General features: G+C 43.6%; 16 protein-coding genes. 10 read left to right on the top strand and 6 right to left on the bottom strand.

Annotation, left to right across the window (positions count from 1 at the left end):
* Nucleotides 1-46 precede the first annotated feature (46 nt).
* The gene (locus DVB69_RS05485; RefSeq protein ID WP_116017407.1) at nt 47-1,735 is read right to left on the bottom strand and encodes a methyl-accepting chemotaxis protein; all 1,689 of its coding nucleotides are present in this window, start codon (nt 1,733-1,735) and stop codon (nt 47-49) included.
* A gap of 562 nt (nt 1,736-2,297) precedes the next feature.
* Between DVB69_RS05485 and DVB69_RS17520 the strand changes: the two genes are divergently transcribed.
* On the top strand, nt 2,298-2,474 hold the full coding sequence (locus DVB69_RS17520) for a hypothetical protein (RefSeq protein ID WP_158541031.1): 177 nt from the start codon (nt 2,298-2,300) through the stop codon (nt 2,472-2,474).
* A 216-nt stretch (nt 2,475-2,690) separates the two neighbouring features.
* Entirely contained in the window at nt 2,691-2,876 is a 186-nt protein-coding gene (locus DVB69_RS17455) for a hypothetical protein (RefSeq protein ID WP_147300758.1), read from the top strand.
* Between the two features lie 22 nt (nt 2,877-2,898).
* Here DVB69_RS17455 and DVB69_RS05480 read toward each other — a convergent pair whose 3' ends face one another.
* The 4 genes from DVB69_RS05480 to DVB69_RS05465 form a co-directional block, all read right to left on the bottom strand.
* A complete protein-coding gene (locus DVB69_RS05480; RefSeq protein WP_147300757.1) occupies nt 2,899-3,798 on the bottom strand; it encodes a DMT family transporter in 900 nt (299 codons plus the stop codon).
* A gap of 54 nt (nt 3,799-3,852) precedes the next feature.
* Nucleotides 3,853-5,079, bottom strand: a complete 1,227-nt coding sequence (locus tag DVB69_RS05475; protein WP_233505328.1) for an amidohydrolase — start codon at nt 5,077-5,079, stop codon at nt 3,853-3,855.
* Entirely contained in the window at nt 5,072-6,328 is a 1,257-nt protein-coding gene (locus DVB69_RS05470; RefSeq protein ID WP_116017401.1) for an amidohydrolase, read from the bottom strand. The genes DVB69_RS05475 and DVB69_RS05470 overlap by 8 nt, the downstream gene beginning before the upstream one ends.
* Nucleotides 6,329-6,395: 67 nt before the next feature.
* Nucleotides 6,396-7,970 carry a glutathione ABC transporter substrate-binding protein gene (locus DVB69_RS05465; RefSeq protein ID WP_116017399.1) on the bottom strand — a complete coding sequence of 525 codons (1,575 nt, stop codon included), beginning with the start codon at nt 7,968-7,970 and terminating at the stop codon, nt 6,396-6,398.
* Nucleotides 7,971-8,160: 190 nt separating this feature from the next.
* On the opposite strand from DVB69_RS05465, the gene DVB69_RS05460 reads away from it, so the two are divergent.
* The 8 genes from DVB69_RS05460 to DVB69_RS17450 all read left to right on the top strand — a co-directional run bounded on the left by DVB69_RS05460 (nt 8,161) and on the right by DVB69_RS17450 (nt 15,341).
* Complete coding sequence (locus DVB69_RS05460) at nt 8,161-9,063, top strand: ABC transporter permease (RefSeq protein WP_116017397.1); 903 nt, start codon at nt 8,161-8,163, stop codon at nt 9,061-9,063.
* Nucleotides 9,064-9,075: 12 nt separating this feature from the next.
* Complete coding sequence (gene nikB, locus DVB69_RS05455; protein WP_116017395.1) at nt 9,076-9,996, top strand: nickel ABC transporter permease; 921 nt, start codon at nt 9,076-9,078, stop codon at nt 9,994-9,996.
* Between the two features lie 15 nt (nt 9,997-10,011).
* Nucleotides 10,012-11,031, top strand: a complete 1,020-nt coding sequence (locus DVB69_RS05450) for an ABC transporter ATP-binding protein (RefSeq protein ID WP_116017393.1) — start codon at nt 10,012-10,014, stop codon at nt 11,029-11,031.
* Nucleotides 11,022-12,017 (top strand): ABC transporter ATP-binding protein, encoded by a 996-nt coding sequence (locus tag DVB69_RS05445; RefSeq protein WP_116017391.1) that lies wholly within the window; start codon nt 11,022-11,024, stop codon nt 12,015-12,017. Before DVB69_RS05450 ends, DVB69_RS05445 begins: the two co-directional genes overlap by 10 nt.
* Before the next feature lie 49 nt (nt 12,018-12,066).
* Nucleotides 12,067-12,828 carry a sensor histidine kinase gene (locus DVB69_RS05440; RefSeq protein WP_116017389.1) on the top strand — a complete coding sequence of 254 codons (762 nt, stop codon included), beginning with the start codon at nt 12,067-12,069 and terminating at the stop codon, nt 12,826-12,828.
* A gap of 14 nt (nt 12,829-12,842) precedes the next feature.
* Nucleotides 12,843-13,553 (top strand): response regulator transcription factor, encoded by a 711-nt coding sequence (locus tag DVB69_RS05435; protein ID WP_116017387.1) that lies wholly within the window; start codon nt 12,843-12,845, stop codon nt 13,551-13,553.
* The gene (locus tag DVB69_RS05430; protein ID WP_116017385.1) at nt 13,550-14,851 is read left to right on the top strand and encodes a sodium:solute symporter family transporter; all 1,302 of its coding nucleotides are present in this window, start codon (nt 13,550-13,552) and stop codon (nt 14,849-14,851) included. Before DVB69_RS05435 ends, DVB69_RS05430 begins: the two co-directional genes overlap by 4 nt.
* Nucleotides 14,852-15,158: 307 nt before the next feature.
* Nucleotides 15,159-15,341, top strand: coding sequence for a hypothetical protein (locus DVB69_RS17450; protein WP_147300756.1), 183 nt, complete (start codon nt 15,159-15,161; stop codon nt 15,339-15,341).
* Nucleotides 15,342-15,557: 216 nt separating this feature from the next.
* Here DVB69_RS17450 and ehuA read toward each other — a convergent pair whose 3' ends face one another.
* A complete protein-coding gene (ehuA, locus tag DVB69_RS05425; protein ID WP_116017383.1) occupies nt 15,558-16,334 on the bottom strand; it encodes an ectoine/hydroxyectoine ABC transporter ATP-binding protein EhuA in 777 nt (258 codons plus the stop codon).
* Nucleotides 16,335-16,352: the final 18 nt, after the last annotated feature.

Genomic DNA, 16,352 nt, shown 5'->3' with positions numbered 1-16,352 from the left:
GGCTGCTTATTTTTGTTTTAAACCATTCGAGGTTACAACATTTCTCTTACAACTTAAATTCACTTACCAGTTCGCTCAGATCTTGTCCTAGCTCAGCAAGCTGGGCTGAACTCCCTGCCAATTCTTCCATAGAGCTGCTCGTCTGTTGTGAAGCAGCAGAGGTTTGTTGAACACCCGCAGCCGATTGCTCAGAAATCGCTGCGATTTCTTCCACTGACTCGCTCATTTCTTCACTACCTGTTGCAATATCTGTTAGATTCATAGAAATCACTTCGATATCCTCTGACATTTGACTCACAGCATTGCTTATCTCAGCAAACGTTTCACGCGTTGTCAGAAGTTGTGCAGTGCCTTTTTCCACTTCTTCATAACCCGCCTCAAGCGATCCCGCAACATTACTGGATTCCTGTTGAATGGTACCAACAATCCCAGTAATATCAGTCACGGAAACTGCTACTTGTTCTGCAAGTTTACGCACTTCTTCTGCAACAACTGCAAATCCTTTACCATGTTCACCCGCGCGAGCAGCTTCAATCGCTGCATTTAACGCGAGTAAATTCGTCTGGTCGGCAATCGCTTTAATCACAACGACAAGTTTCGAAATCTCTTGTGATTGGACATCCAACCCTTTTATCTTAGTAACAGCTTCTTGAACAATCGCATCGATCCTTTGCATCTGTTCTGTAGAGGATTCCATTAGCTGGGATCCATTTCCCGTCTGTTCCATAACACTTTCAGAAGCTTTTTGAATAGCTTCTCCCCGTGCATTTGCACTTTCCACACGTTCCACAAAACGCTCCATCGCCATAGCTAGATCCGTAGCCGTATTGGCTTCACTTTCAATTCCAGAGGTTAACTCCTGCATCGTCACTGCAATTTGCGTAGAAGCTTGATTCACTTCCATCGAAGACTGGGTCAACTCTTCACTATGTGCTGAAACGGATGACGATACATCATTGATGCGATTCAGCATATTACGCATATTGTCACTCATTTCATTCATAGCAACCGCAAGTTGTCCGGCTTCATCTTCCGACAGAATATCCAGTGGCTCTTGACTTAAATCCCCATCTGCCATCAATTTCATGCGATTTCTAATTTGAATTAGGGGTCTAGTAATAACACGAGTGGTTAACACAGAAGCTGTCCCGCTGACAATCAAAACCAGAAGCGATACTGCTAATACCCACCTCAGAGTGACTCTCCCACTGTAAATGATTTCATCGCCATGAGTAACCGTTTGTTTTTCTCGCTTATCAGCAACCTTATGATATTCAGCAATCAATTCCGTACCCTCTACAGACAAGCTCTCCAAATTCTTGATCGCTCGTTCTTTACGATTCGCGTCGTACATATCTAAAACATCCGTTGAAAGCATAGCGCTCCAATTTGATGTTCTTTCAACTAAATCCCCCAGATTCCCACCGAGTTTCTCAGTCTCTCCTTGAAGATTATTAGCGTAATCCGTTAAAGACTCGAATTCTTCTTTGTATTCCTCTTCCCCAAACAGCATATACGCCCGGACAGCAGACAACCGTCCAGCCATCGTATTCGCCAACTTCAAATCGGCAGCAACTAATTTTGTATCATGACTAATAATATCCTGCGTTTTCTCATTCACTCGCTGTACAGAATTCAGCGTGAAAAATCCGAGTCCCAACACGAGTAACATAACAATTCCAAAAGCCCAGTAAAGGCGCGATCTAATGCTCTTAAATCTAATTTTTTTCCTCATGGTGATGTCATTCTCCCTCTATCTAGTAATAACAGTACAATATACACATATACATGCGGTTCCTTCCAATCAATAAGTATAATCGTACAGAGGCCTAAAGTCACTACCATTCTAGTAATATCTCATATTATTCCATAGGTCATTTAGATTAAAATCAGCCTATTCGCTATATTAAGCGAGCAGGCTGCTTATTTTTATAATCACCTGACAGGTGCAATTCCTTACTTAATATCTCCAATTCCTCACCTGAAACTGCTTATGCTCTCTGGCATTTTGCTGGTCCCCCTATGTGCATGAAATAGCCCCTCCTAAAACAAGCGAAGCGCACCCAATTAATCCCTTAAAGCAGTTGAATTGTGTCCCGTTATCGAGATACTTCGCTAGGTGTCGGAGAAATCTTCCGGGGTGATGGAGAAACTCGGCGAAGTGTCGGAGAAACGAGGCACAATGTCGGACAATCAATCATAGGTGTCGGACAACTAGAATTCACAATCACTCAGCCTACTAGCCCCTCCTAAAACAAGCGAAGCGCATCCAATTAATCCCTTAAAGCAGTTGAATTGTGTCCCGTTATCGAGAAACTTCGCTAGGTGTCGGAGAAATCGTCCGGGGTGATGGAGAAACTCGGTGGAGTGTCGGAGAAACTACGCGCAATGTCGGACAATCAATCATAGGTGTCGGACAACTGACATTCACACAACCAGTCCCTTCCCCAAACAAGCGAAGCGCATCCAATTAATCCCTTAAAGCAGTTGAATTGTGTACCATTATCGAGAAACTCCGCTAGGTGTCGGAGAAATCGTCCGGGGTGATGGAGAAACTTGGCTAAGTGTCGGAGAAACTACGCGCAATGTCGGACAATCAATCAGTGGTGTCGGACAACTGACATTCACACAACTAGCCCCTCCTAAAACAAACGTAGCGCACCCAATTAATCCCTTAAAGCAGTTGAATTGTGTCCCGATATCGAGAAACTTCGCTAGGTGTCGGAGAAATCGTCCGGGGTGATGGAGAAAACCTTATGAGTGATGGGCAATCGCCACTGCCTGATGAAGAAATCATCAGAGTTGATCGACAACCGAAAAAAGACCCGTTTCGCCAATGCGAAACAGGCCACTACCTAACTTTTAAGAACCAATAAGCACTCTCCACAGTCCCAGAATCTAATCCTTCCCCCGAATGGTCCTGACTTGTTGAGTTCGCAGCGATACGGTAATTCCCGATATGATGATGAATCCACCAATCAGCTGTGGAAAACTAATAACATGGTGCAAGAGAAAATAACTGAAAATCATTGCGATAAACGGTTCCAAGTTGAGCAACAACGAAATGTTCGAGGCACCCGCTTCCCTTATGACGCCATTCCACAAGTATGTACATAATCCATGCATCACGATAGCCGTGACAATAAGCAATACCCAATAAGTCCAATTAACTTGCAACGATGACGGAATCACCTTCCAGGAAACAAAAGGTAATAAGCCGATCATGCCTATGAAATTCGTGTACCAAGTAATCACACCGACATTCATCGTTTTTGACATATGCTGGACGAGAAGAAGAAACACGGAAAACGACAACATCGTTCCTGCAATCAGCAATTCACCACGTCCAATAGAAGGAACAAACCAAGATCCTTGGGTGATGACAAGCCATACACCGCAAAGTCCGATCAGCGCTCCGCTCCAAAACATCAGTCGACGCTTTTCTTTGAAGTAATAAACTGAAAGTGAAACGGTGACGATAGGAGAAAGAGCTAATATCAGTGCTGCTGTCACGGGATCAGTGTACTGCAAACTCGCATAAAAACTCCATTGATTAAACGAAACACCGATAAGTCCACCTACAATGAGTAACAGCCAACCCTTTTTGTCTATCCGAACGCCACGAACTTGCCTACGGGTCACTGTATATAAAAATATCAATATGAACATTAAACGGATAATGGCAATGATTCCTGGATTAAACTGTTTCACTAAAATCGAACCAAATACAAAGTTACTCCCCCAAGCAATAACACAAAACAAACCAATCAGATACAACTTCATTTGACTACGTCTCAATGCGTTCACCTACCATCTAAAAAAGGATGGCTACATTTAGCCATCCCTTACTAATTATATTGCGGGAGTTACAAGTTTTCCTTTCACCATCACGCATCGGTCGGCCGGTTTCCTTGCCACCACTTCTGCTGTTGAAGCAGCATCAAAGAATACAAAATCAGCTTTATCGTTAACTGCTGGCCACACGCGTTCCCCCTTTGCATTTAATGGAGTGACTCCATTCGTTGCAAAACGCAACGCTTGGCGCAACGAATTCTCTTCGATTTTACGGGAGAGCTCCCCGAAGCGTGTCACTTTTTCTAACACATCCCCGGTCCCATAAGGGCTCCACGAGTCATAAAAACCATCACATCCGAATTGCACACGAACCCCGTGTTCATCCAATAATTCGATAGGCGGCAACGTTCTGTTCAAGTTAATCGGAACTGTCGACATGATCGCAACGTCTTGTGCTGCTAGACGCTCCGCAATTTTCACTTGCTGACCTAGAGCGACATCTCCTAAACAAAACGAATGGCTTAAAGCTGTTCGACCGCGGTACCCAGCATCTTCAACGATATCGATCCATTTATCCGACGTATAATAACCAACCATTCCTCCGTCATGTAGATGAATGTCCACGTCTGCGTCAAATTCTGTCGCAATGTCCATCACCTCATGCAGGGAGCGTTCGATAGATTGATCAATTCCTGCAGGGTCAAGTCCCCCAACGATTGTCGCCCCACTTCGCATCGCTTCACGTACTAACGCCGGGACTTCATCCCGAAGTAAACCGTGTTGAGGAAATGCTACGATTTCGTGAGTCACAATCCCTTCATAAGCTTGAAGCGCTGCCTTCACGCCTTCCAAGTTTTTCAACCCGATATATGGATCGACGTTCACGTGCGTGCGGATATGCGTAACTCCATATCCAAGAAGAGTTTCAATCATTTTCTTTGCTCGCTTCTCAGTCGAACCTGCCAATTCCTTAAGCTCTGCCGCTTCATGTTGCAAGCGTTCTTTCAAATTCGCCACTGGAGTTACTGCCTTCCAGTCTAGGGTCATATAGGTTTTGTCCAAATGATTGTGCATTTCTTTTAACGGTGGTACCGCAAGCTTGCCCTTCATATCAATCTGTTCGCCATCCAGATTGACCGGACTTCCAGCATCATGAATCTCCTCAATCCATCCATCCACAACTTTCAAAGTATGCAACGCAGTCTCAGTTTCAACTGCTCCGTTATCCAATAACCGGTTACCCGTCTCCAACTTAACATTTACCAGCCACGTTGTTTCAGCCACGTCGAACGCCCCCCATCTGTACACCGCTCTGCACAATTCCATTTTCAGAAACCAAATTCCCTTGGAAAATGACTTTCGTAATCGGCTTACGACGAGCCACAGCTTGAGCTGAACAAACCGCGTCGATTAGCAAGAAGTTTGCATCATCTCCAACTTTCGGCCAAACAGCATTGCCTTCATCATCGAGCGGCATTATTCCACCCGTAGCGTATTGCCACGTACGATTCAACGAGTATTCGTCCATGAATCGGAATCGTTCTGCTAGAATGGAAAGCTTTTCAATCGTATCCCCCGTTCCATAAGGTGACCAGTGGTCAGTTAGACTATCGTGACCTAGCGATACATTGACACCGTTCTTCTGCAAATACTGGACAGGAATTGTTTTACGGTTCGTTGGGATCGTGGTCGTGACGTCTATTTGTGCTTCCCTCAAAATCGCTGTCATATTGTCCAATTCTGCACCCTCTAAATCGCCAAGTGCAATTGCATGGCTAATCGTAGTTTGCCCTACCTTCCCTGCTTGGGTCGCAAGTTCAGCAAGTTTTTTAAATTCAAACGCTCCGAGAGAGTCGCCGTCATGGATATGTATATCCAATCCTTTACCAGATTCCGTTGCAATGTCCATCGTCGTTGCGAGTGAACGCTCAATATCTCTATCGATCGTTGCAGGGTCTACTCCTCCCACTAATGTTGCTCCTTTACGCATCGCTTCCCTCATTAAGTCTTGAGAATTTGAACGTAGTAGGCCGTGTTGCGGGAAAGCTACAATGTCATATGTTAACATGCCTTCGAATTTTGCAAATGCTTCTAACGTAATTTCAATATGCTTTGTTCCGATTTGCGGATCAACATTACAATGCGATCGAATATGGGTGTGACCTTGTGACAACAACCATTCAATCATTTTCTCTGCACGCTGCAACGCAACTGGCAACTGTTGTGGCAAGAGTTTTTCTTCCTCTTCTATACGAGTAACAATGCCATTTGTAATTGGAATACACGCTTTCCAAGGACCGCCAAAATAGGTTTTATCCACATGAATGTGCATTTCGCGCATCGATGGCATGAGTAAGTTTCCACCTGCGTCAATCACTGTATCTGCAGAATCTGTTAACGATTCACCGACTTTTTCTACTTTTCCATCCTTTACAAAAACATCACATTCTCTCGTATTTGTACCGGTCACTCGATCTCCTTCGTACTGGAATCCCGTTTCCAACGTTACATTTTTCAACAACAAAGTTGCCAATTCCATCACTCCTTCAAAAGGATAGAGTAAGGTCCTGTATTGCGCCCTTACTCTTCAATCTCACCGATTACTTAACGGTTGTTTCATTGATAATTAGATAATTCGATGGGCTCAACCAGAAATCCTTCACATCGTTATTGTACACAGCGAGATGCTCATAGTTTCGGATTGGAATATAGACCGCATCGTCCATCTCTTGTTGCATCGCTTCTTCATAGATTTCTTCACGCTTACTTGGTTCCATTTCTACACGGCCTTGTTCAATTAACTTATCAATTTCAGGATTCTGATAGTAGAAATGGTTACCCGGCGATCCAATAGAATCTGAGTGGAACAGGTTATATTGGTTGTAGTCTCCATCACCTGTTGCGTTCCCCCAGCCGCCAATGAACATTTGGTGATTACCGCTGTCAACTTCATCAATATACGCACCATATTCCATAACTTGAATTTCTACATTCACACCGATTCCTTTAAGTTGTGACTGAATCACTTCTGCCATATTAATGCGTTCTTTCCGGTCACTTGTTAGTAATTTCACTGTCACGCCATCTTCAAGTCCAGCTTCCTTCATTAGTTTCTTCGCTTCATTTATATCATATGGATATGCTTCTACATTTTTGCTGTAACCGAATACTTTGGGACTCATCGCAACATTCGCAAGTGTTCCGACATCATTATAAACTCCGCTCAAAATTGCTTCGCGCTCAATTGCATAGCTGACCGCCTGTCTTACTTTCACGTCGTCAAATGGTGCCGCTGTCGTATTAAAACCTACATACTCTACAGCTAATCCTTCCGTACGATACAAATTGAGAGTATCAGAGCTTTCAATTCGGTCAATTTCTGTTACTGGAACTTGGTCTGAAATCTGGGCTTCCCCTTGTTCAATCATCGCAAGTCTAGTTGCATCTTCAGGAACAACTTTAAACACAACTTTATCGAGTTTTACTGGTGTACCCCAATAGTCTTCGTTCTTCACCAAAGTGATATCCTGACCTGACTTCCAAGACTCGAATACAAATGGTCCAGTACCGACTGGATGCGTTGCAAGCTTTTCAGCTGACTCGCCCACTGCCTTCGGACTAATGATACTGCCTTCGTTACTTGCAAGGATTGAAAGCAACGGTGCATACGGTTCAGATAGTTTCAGAGTAACGTGGGTTGGATCTTTCACGACAACTTCTTGAATCATCCCAAGCTTCGATTGCTGTGGAGAACCCGTTGCTGGATCAAGAATTCGATCTAACGTCTTTTTCACAGCTTCTGCATCAAATGGTGTACCATCGTGGAACTTCACATTTTCTTCGAGTGTGAATTCCCATGTGAGATCATCCGTTTGTTCCCATTCAGTTGCAAGCATTGGCTTAATATTCATTTCCTTATCGAACTGGACAAGCGTTTCATAGACTTTCCCATGAACTACGTTTGCAGAAGGAATGTCTGTAATGAAATGCGGATCTAATCCTGTCGCATCGGAGAGACGAACGACTGTTAACGTTCCTCCCTCATCTGTTTTCCCTTCCTTACCTTCTGCGCTTCCCTTGCCTTCTGAACTCGAGCCACTTGTTGAACAAGCCTGCAAGACTAGAAGCAACACCCCTGTTAGTACTAGCGTAAGAAATCTCTTCCAACTCTTCATCGCGCTCCCCCATTTCAATTCGTTTTGTCGTTCTAAATCGATTATATAAAAACAAAACAGAAATCACTTTCAATATCTTGCTCATCTTTTTAAGTATTTTGACTACTTAGAAGATTCCTATTTACACCCATCCGAAAGCGTTTTACATTTGAACTAATCATTAAAGACATGAGCAGGGAGGGAATGACAAATGGCTTCAAAAGTAACGACAACCCAGTCCATTGATTTGGCGCAAGCCCGAAAGAACACTCGTAAAGAAAGGTGGCAATCATTTTGGTCCGTAATGACTCAAAACAAAGCTGCTATGGTAGGTGCTGTCATTATAGGAGCGTATCTACTCATGATGCTCATCGCTCCTATTCTCGCACCGTTCGATCCCTATGACATTTCACTAGAGGATAAACTGACACCACCTTCTATGGAGCACTGGATGGGAACGGATGATAAAGGAAGAGATATTTTAAGTCGTATACTCTATGGATCTCGACTTTCCATAGGCGTCGGCTTCGTTTCCGTACTATTCGGCGCTTTCTTCGGAATTACACTCGGACTAATTGCTGGTTATTACGGTAAATGGGTGGATACCATCATCAGCCGCATGCTGGACATCATGTTAGCTTTCCCAGGAATTCTACTCGCACTTGCAATCATCAGTGCACTTGGACCTGGATTGATCAACGTCACAATTGCAGTGGGTGTTTTCTCAATTCCTCTATTCGCAAGGATTGTACGCGGTTCTACTATGGAAGTAAAAAAGCTGGAGTATATTGATGCAATTCGAACAATCGGAGCAAACGATTTTTTAATCATCTTCAGACACATCCTTCCTAACGTGATGTCACCTATTATCGTTCAAGGCTCGATGCGTCTTGCGACAGCGATTCTTTCAGCGGCCGGATTATCCTTTTTGGGATTAGGCGCACAGCCTCCATCACCTGAATGGGGTGCCATGCTTTCAAGCGGGCGAGATTTTCTATTCAGCGCTCCATATATGGCCATTTTCCCCGGACTAATGATTTCCATTCTGGTCCTCGGATTTAATCTCTTCGGGGATGGTCTAAGGGATGCCCTCGATCCTAAACTAAAAAAATAAGGAGGTTCACATATGTTTTTGTTCATCGCAAAACGATTGGTACAAATTATCCCTGTCATACTAGGTGTGACCCTAGTTGTCTTTCTTATCATGCAAATGGTCCCCGGTGATCCCGCTGCTATTTTAGCAGGTGAAGGCGCTTCTCAAGAGACGATCGAACAATATCGTGAAGACTTAGGTCTCAACCGTCCAATTGCTGAACAATATCTTTCGTACGTAGGGAACGTATTTCAAGGAGACTTCGGGAATTCCTTAAAAAACAAACAGCCTGTACTTGACGAAATCCTACTCCGGCTTCCAATTACAATGGAACTCGCCTTTTATAGCATCCTCATTACAGTCGCACTTGGTTTAGCTGCAGGAATTATTTCAGCTGTGAAGCCGTACTCCATCCGCGATGTAAGTGTAATGGTCGTTGCCCTGTTGGGGATTTCACTCCCTAGCTTTTGGCTTGGACTTCTGCTCATGTATCTGTTTTCGGTGAAGCTCCAATGGTTACCTGTTGCAGGATGGGATGGACCCGCAAATATAATTTTACCAGCCCTCACACTCGGCGTTGGTGGGGCAGCGATTGTTGCTCGAATGACGAGGTCCAGCATGTTGGACGTCATAGGTCAGGATTATATTCGAACAGCACGTGCAAAAGGATTGAAAGAACACTTCGTAATTTACAAACATGCACTACGGAATGCACTGATTCCCGTGATCACAGTCGTTGGACTGCAATTCGGTAGTTTGCTGGGTGGGACTGTGTTAGTTGAGTCCGTATTTGCCATAAATGGTCTCGGACGAATGATTGTAGATGCAATTCGAACACGCGATTTACCAATGGTACAAGGTGGCGTATTAGTCGCTTCACTCGTCTTCGTGTTCGTTAACTTACTTGTGGATGTACTCTACCGTGCGGTCAACAAACGAATCGATTTGAACTAAAGGGAGGGATTGACGATGAGTAAAGAAGTCGTTTTACAAGTAAAGAATTTGAAAACACATTTTACAACTTCAAAAGGTATCGCAAAAGCGGTGGATGGAGTGGATTTCACACTGCATAAAGGAGAAACACTAGGAATTGTAGGAGAATCAGGATGCGGAAAGTCAATTACTTCCCTCTCCCTGTTACGACTCATCCCTTCACCTCCTGGAAAAATCGTTGCAGGAGAAATCCTGCTCAACAACAAAGACATCGTAAAGATGAAGGAAGAAGAATTGCGCAAAGTTCGGGGCAATCAGTTGTCCATGATTTTTCAAGAACCGATGACTAGCTTAAATCCAATTATTCCCGTAGGTGAGCAAATCGCAGAAACGATACGCTTGCATCAACGGCTCCCCCGGAAGAAAGCTTGGCAGAAAGCTGTAGATTTGTTGGAACTGGTCGGTCTTCCCTCTCCGGAAAAGCGCGCGAAACAAGAACCATTCCAGTTAAGTGGGGGTATGAGACAACGAGTCATGATTGCAATGGCACTCGCCTGTACCCCTGAAGTACTCATAGCTGACGAACCAACAACTGCATTGGATGTAACGATTCAAGCTCAAATTTTGGAGCTGATGAAGGACTTACAACGACAAATCGGGATGAGCATCATTTTCATCACCCACGATTTAGGTGTTGTGGCTGAAGTGTGTGACCAAGTAGCCGTTATGTATGCAGGTCAAGTGGTTGAACACCGCAATGCAAAAGATCTATTTAAAACGCCTTTACATCCGTATACGCAAGGGTTGCTTAGGTCACTTCCTAATATCTATGAAAATCAGCAAGAACTTCAAACAATCGAAGGATCCGTCCCTAGCCCCTATGATTATCCGGTGGGATGCCGCTTTGCAGATCGTTGCCCACACGCACGGGAAATTTGTCGTGCGGAAGCTCCTGATTTGTTGGAGATGAATAATGCAGAGACAAAAGTCCGTTGCTTCATGCACACAGAGAAATGGGAAGCGATTGAAGAGAAGGAGGAATTGGTATGTCCGTAACAAAAAAAGCGCCAATTTTACAGGTTGATCATTTAAAGCAATACTTCCCTCTAAAAAAAGAATCACTCTTTTCACCGAAACAAACTGTGAAAGCAGTCGATGACATTTCTTTCAACTTATATCCAGGCGAAACATTGAGTATCGTCGGAGAATCCGGATGTGGGAAGTCAACGACCGGACGTTCCATATTACGACTTGATGAACCTACAGAAGGAGAAATTCTGTTTAATGGCACTTCCATGACGTCTCTTAGAAAGAAAGAACTCCGAAATATCCGAGGTGACATTCAAGTCATCTTTCAAGACCCTTACGCTTCATTGAATCCACGGCAAACGATCAGAAAAATGCTACAAGAAGCAATGACGATTCAAAAAGTGATGCCGAAAGAACAAATGGAAGGACGACTTCTTGAACTGATGTCACTTGTCGGGCTTCGACCTGAATACTTAGAACGGTATCCTCATGAGTTTTCGGGAGGACAACGACAACGAATCGGAATTGCGAGAGCGCTTTGTGTGAATCCTAAAGTGATTATTTGCGACGAAGCAGTATCTGCCTTAGACGTTTCCATTCAAGCTCAAATTATTAATCTACTCAAAAGTATGCAACGTGATCTCGATTTGACGTTCCTGTTCATCTCTCATGATTTAAGTGTTGTCCGACATATTTCAGACCGCGTCATTGTCATGTATTTAGGAAAAATTGTGGAAATTGCAGATAAAGACTCTCTTTTCGATTCACCTAGCCATCCGTATACCAAAGCACTCTTATCAGCCATTCCATCCATTGATGAGAATCATAAAAGGAATAGAATCATTTTAAAAGGAGACGTTCCTTCTCCGATCAATCCACCAACAGGTTGCCGCTTTCATACAAGGTGTCCATTTGCAACAGATCTATGTAAAACCGACGAGCCTCTGCTACGTCCATTGACGGAAACTCATCAAGTAGCTTGTCATTTTGCAGAAAATTTACTCAGCAGTTGACACATCTGCTAGAATTAGAACAATCCTTTTCTCGCTGGAGGTTAAGCCCATGATGTCCATCGACTCCTTTTCATTATATGTATTATTATGTATACTCGCCCCTCTAGCAGGGGCTTTTACACTTGCATTCATCATGATCTTCGAGAGTCGGTTTGACTTCCTTCAGAACGTCGCGAGTAAATCGAAACTAGAAAAGGAATTGCAATATGCCCAATACTATCAGCTCAACCAACGCATCAAACCCCACTTCTTCTTCAACACACTGAATACCATGCTAAGCTTGGCACGATTAGATCGAAAACAAGAGCTGATCACCAGCTTGGAAGTGATGTCGAAATTCATGAGATACAATTATCAAACGAACGAAATGCTCGTCCCGCTCATGGACGAATTGGCCTACACCAATAGTTATCTAGGTATTCAACAGTTACGCTTCGGAAAACGGGTACAAACTCATCAAACTATTGAAGAGGAAGCAAAGCTATCATACATTCCTCCATTTGTTCTTCAAACAATGGTTGAAAATACGTTCAAGCACGCTTTTGAAAAATACCCGGGTCCAGCAACCCTTAAAATCATCATTTTTCTTCAAGACAACCTGATTCACATAGAAGTGTGGAATACACATCTCCAACATTCCTCAAAGAAAAAGGATGACTTTACTCGAGAAGATGGACTAGGAGTCGCCAACATCCGAGAAAGGCTTACTCTATTATTTCCTGATGAACCCACCTCATTTACTATGTCGTTTATCGGCGAGGAAGCATGTGCAAAAATAATAATCCCTTTTCGAGAAAAACCTACAGTCTAGAAAGGAGTGAGCTAATGTACATTTTACTAGTCGACGACGAACCGCTAGAGCTCGAGCAACTCGAGTATTTAATGAAACCTCATTTCCCTTATTGGACATTCTTAAAAGCAACTGATGCTGCAACCGCACTGACACTGGCGAAAACTCAAAAAGTTTCCTTAGCATTTCTAGATATTCAAATGCCCGGAAAAGATGGATTAACTCTCGGTTTGGAACTCAAAGAGTTGTATGACTTGGACATCATCATGGTCACTGCTTTTCAATCGTTCGACTATGCACAACAATCGATTCGAATTGGTGTAAACGACTATATTACAAAGCCTGTCATTGAAGCGGAACTTGTCCAAACACTACAAAAATACAAAAATTGGAATGCAAAGTCAGACGCCATCCAACAAGCATTACACGTTATCCACGAATGCTATGCTGAAAAGCTTCCTTTATCAGCCGTAGCAGCAAAGATCCATCTTAGCCCTACGTATTTGAGCCGGAAGTTTCTCGAGGAAATGGCTATCGGCTTCGCAGACTATTTAAATTCCTATCGTCTAGAAATGGCAAAACGGATGTTAATCAATGATCCAGAAGCCAGCATTTCCACGGTTGCCGACAATACGGGATTCAATAGCCAACATTACTTCAGCTCATTGTTTCGAAAAAACTTCGGCATGACCCCGACTGCCTATCGACTACAAATTTCGAATGACACAGAGGCTAGTCCTGTATGAAAAACTATAACTATTACATGACAGGGGCGCTCACTCTTGGTATTTCCACCGCAATTATCTCTTTACTCGCCCGCTGGATTACCGCAAATACGATTTTGTCTTCTCCTGAAGCACTCATTAAATTTGGGTTAGTCGGAAGTATTGGGTATTCATTTATGGGGGCTGTTGCTCTTCTTTTATTTGGAATGATATCGCTTCGAATTCGTACGTCCTATCCTAATTTACGAACTATCGGAGATTTGTTTCAAGTCCGGCTCCATAAGGACGGCTACTACATTTTGTCAGCTATCGTTTTATTTCTCGGTTTAGACTCTCTTTTCATGCAGGCGATTGGGGCTTCCGTACTTTTTGAATTATTGCTTGGAGTTCCCGTCTGGATCTCCTTACTCTTCTTTTTCTTATATACCTTTCTTATCGCAGGATTAGGAGGCATGAAATGGATTCACAGACTTGAAGGTCCCGCACTCATCTTTATCTTTAGTGCAATTATTTTTATCCCGATGTTTTTCTTTATAAGTGAAGGTGCGACTAATATCTATCAAGGTATACGGCTTCTGCATCCGTACCTCCTGTTCACAAACAATCAGGAAGCCTTTTACTTCACAGCAACCGCTATGCTCATCGGTTTCGGCCAAATGATATCTGATCGCGCCACTTGGCAACGCCTCTATCTGATTGACTTAAAAAAAGTTCGAATGAGCTTTTATTTAACAGCACTAGTCTGGTGTACAATTCCACTAGCTCTTGGTGGAATGCTGATGATCGTCATTTACGACCAATCCTTTGCAGAAACGTACTCGCTCTTATTTGAGCTCGTTAAGAAAATCAAACCATTATTCCTATCCGCCATCTTTTTCCTATTCTGTTTCAGTACCATCTCAAGCACGATGAACGCCGAACTTCACGCAACAACGGTTCACTTTGTGCGCAATATCCAACATAAGATTCGACCTGACATGAGTGATAAACAGTTACATAAAGCTTCCTATCAATTCTCTGGACTGATTTTGTTCGTGTTGCTCATTTTCGCACTCTTCTACAACTTCGATGCGCTACAGTTCCTGTTCTTTTTCGGAACCTTGTACGCAGCACTCGTTCCAGTCATGCTGATCATCGTACTATCTAAACGAAAAATATCTCGACTGCTCCCATACGCAGCCCCAATCGCTGCCATTGCCGTTCACTTATCATCTCTAGCTAGTGGTCCTCTTTTGACGATTTGGTGGAGCTTTCTCATTTCACTCGTGATTTCCTTTAGTTCTATGCTATTTGCTAAACGCGAACTTTTCAGTGACTAGTCGATTGGCTTGATTGATCATGGATTGAACTGGTAATCCCGACCTGCATCAGTAGAGGTCGGGTGTTTTTTTATGACTAACCGGATGAATTTTCTCTCCTTGCACACGAATTTGTGCCTCATTGTCGATTGTTTTCCACATATTCTGATTTTTCTCTTGACATTGGTGATTCCTCTCGTCAAAGCTCCGATTATTCACTTTAAAAATGCGGATAACCGCTGTCATTTTACTGATTCCCCATTTACATGTCCTAGCCCCTCCTAAACACGCGAAGCGCATCCAATTAATCCCTTAAAGCAGTTGAATTGTGTACCTTTATCGAGAAACTTCGCTAGGTGTCGGAGAAATCGTCCGGGGTGATGGAGAAACTTGGCGGAGTGTCGGAGAACCTACTCGCAATGTCGGACAATCAATCATCGGTGTCAGACAATCAATCATCGGTGTCAGACAACTGGATTCACAATCACTCAGCCAACTAGCCCCTCCCTAAACAAGCGTAGCGCATCCAATTAATCCCTTAATGCAGTTGAATTGTGTCCCGTTATCGAGAAACTTCGCTAGGTGTCGGAGAAATCGTCCGGGGTGATGGAAAAACGCGGTGGAGTGATGAACATTTCGCCTTTAGTGATCGACAACTCCAACAAGTTGATCGACAACCAAAAAAGACCCGTTTCGCCAACGCGAAACAGGTCTCTTCTATATAATATTATCGATTCACCGTAAAACGGCTTAAGAAGTCTTGCAGCCGCTCACTTTTCGGGTTCACTAAAATGTCTTCGGGGTGTCCCTCTTCCTCAATAACACCATCATTCAAAAACACAACGCGATCCGCAATATCAAGTGCGAAATCCATTTCATGAGTCACGAGAATCATTGCCATTTCGCCTTCTTTCGCGAGATCACGGATGACTTCGAGTACTTCACCAACAAGCTCCGGGTCAAGAGCCGACGTCACTTCATCAAACAACATAACTTTCGGTCGCATCATGAGTGCACGTGCCATCGCAACACGTTGCTTTTGACCACCTGAAAGTTGCGCTGGGTATAATTCGATTTTATCGCCCAAACCGACTTTCTCCAGCATTTCGACGGCCGTCGCTTTCACTTCTTTCTTACTTTCATTTTTCACAAGTACTGGCGCCAGCATACAATTTTCCAATATCGTCATATGCGGGAACAGGTTGAAATGCTGGAACACCATTCCGATGTCTCCACGAATGGAATGCAAGTGGGGATCATCCGCTCTCACCCACTCACCTTTTTTCTCCATTTGCCAAAGGTTTCTTCCACCTACATCGATCACGCCCATTGTTGGTTCCTCGAGCGTCATTAACATCCGAATAATCGTCGTTTTCCCGGATCCACTTGGTCCGATCAGCGCTACTTTTTCGGCAGGTTGAATGTCCAAGTCAATTCCTTTCAACACGTCGATATCTCCGAATGATTTGTGAACATCTTTATATTGCACAATTGATTCAGCCATTCGAAATCTCCTTCATTT

The sequence above is a fragment of the Sporosarcina sp. BI001-red genome (genome assembly GCF_003384035.1).
Classification (GTDB): Bacteria; Bacillota; Bacilli; order Bacillales_A; family Planococcaceae; genus Sporosarcina.
This window is presented reverse-complemented; position numbering and strand designations above follow the sequence as displayed.

What these genes read in the sequence shown, in the direction of transcription:
- DVB69_RS05450 (WP_116017393.1), top strand. Translation starts at nt 10,012, where the DNA reads ATGAGTAAAGAAGTCGTTTTACAAGTAAAGAATTTGAAAACACATTTT.
- DVB69_RS05440 (WP_116017389.1), top strand. Translation starts at nt 12,067, where the DNA reads ATGATGTCCATCGACTCCTTTTCATTATATGTATTATTATGTATACTC.
- DVB69_RS05430 (WP_116017385.1), top strand. Translation starts at nt 13,550, where the DNA reads ATGAAAAACTATAACTATTACATGACAGGGGCGCTCACTCTTGGTATT.
- DVB69_RS05460 (WP_116017397.1), top strand. Translation starts at nt 8,161, where the DNA reads ATGGCTTCAAAAGTAACGACAACCCAGTCCATTGATTTGGCGCAAGCC.
- nikB (WP_116017395.1), top strand. Translation starts at nt 9,076, where the DNA reads ATGTTTTTGTTCATCGCAAAACGATTGGTACAAATTATCCCTGTCATA.
- DVB69_RS05435 (WP_116017387.1), top strand. Translation starts at nt 12,843, where the DNA reads ATGTACATTTTACTAGTCGACGACGAACCGCTAGAGCTCGAGCAACTC.
- DVB69_RS05485 (WP_116017407.1), bottom strand. Translation starts at nt 1,735, where the DNA reads ATGAGGAAAAAAATTAGATTTAAGAGCATTAGATCGCGCCTTTACTGG.
- ehuA (WP_116017383.1), bottom strand. Translation starts at nt 16,334, where the DNA reads ATGGCTGAATCAATTGTGCAATATAAAGATGTTCACAAATCATTCGGA.
- DVB69_RS05465 (WP_116017399.1), bottom strand. Translation starts at nt 7,970, where the DNA reads ATGAAGAGTTGGAAGAGATTTCTTACGCTAGTACTAACAGGGGTGTTG.
- DVB69_RS05445 (WP_116017391.1), top strand. Translation starts at nt 11,022, where the DNA reads ATGTCCGTAACAAAAAAAGCGCCAATTTTACAGGTTGATCATTTAAAG.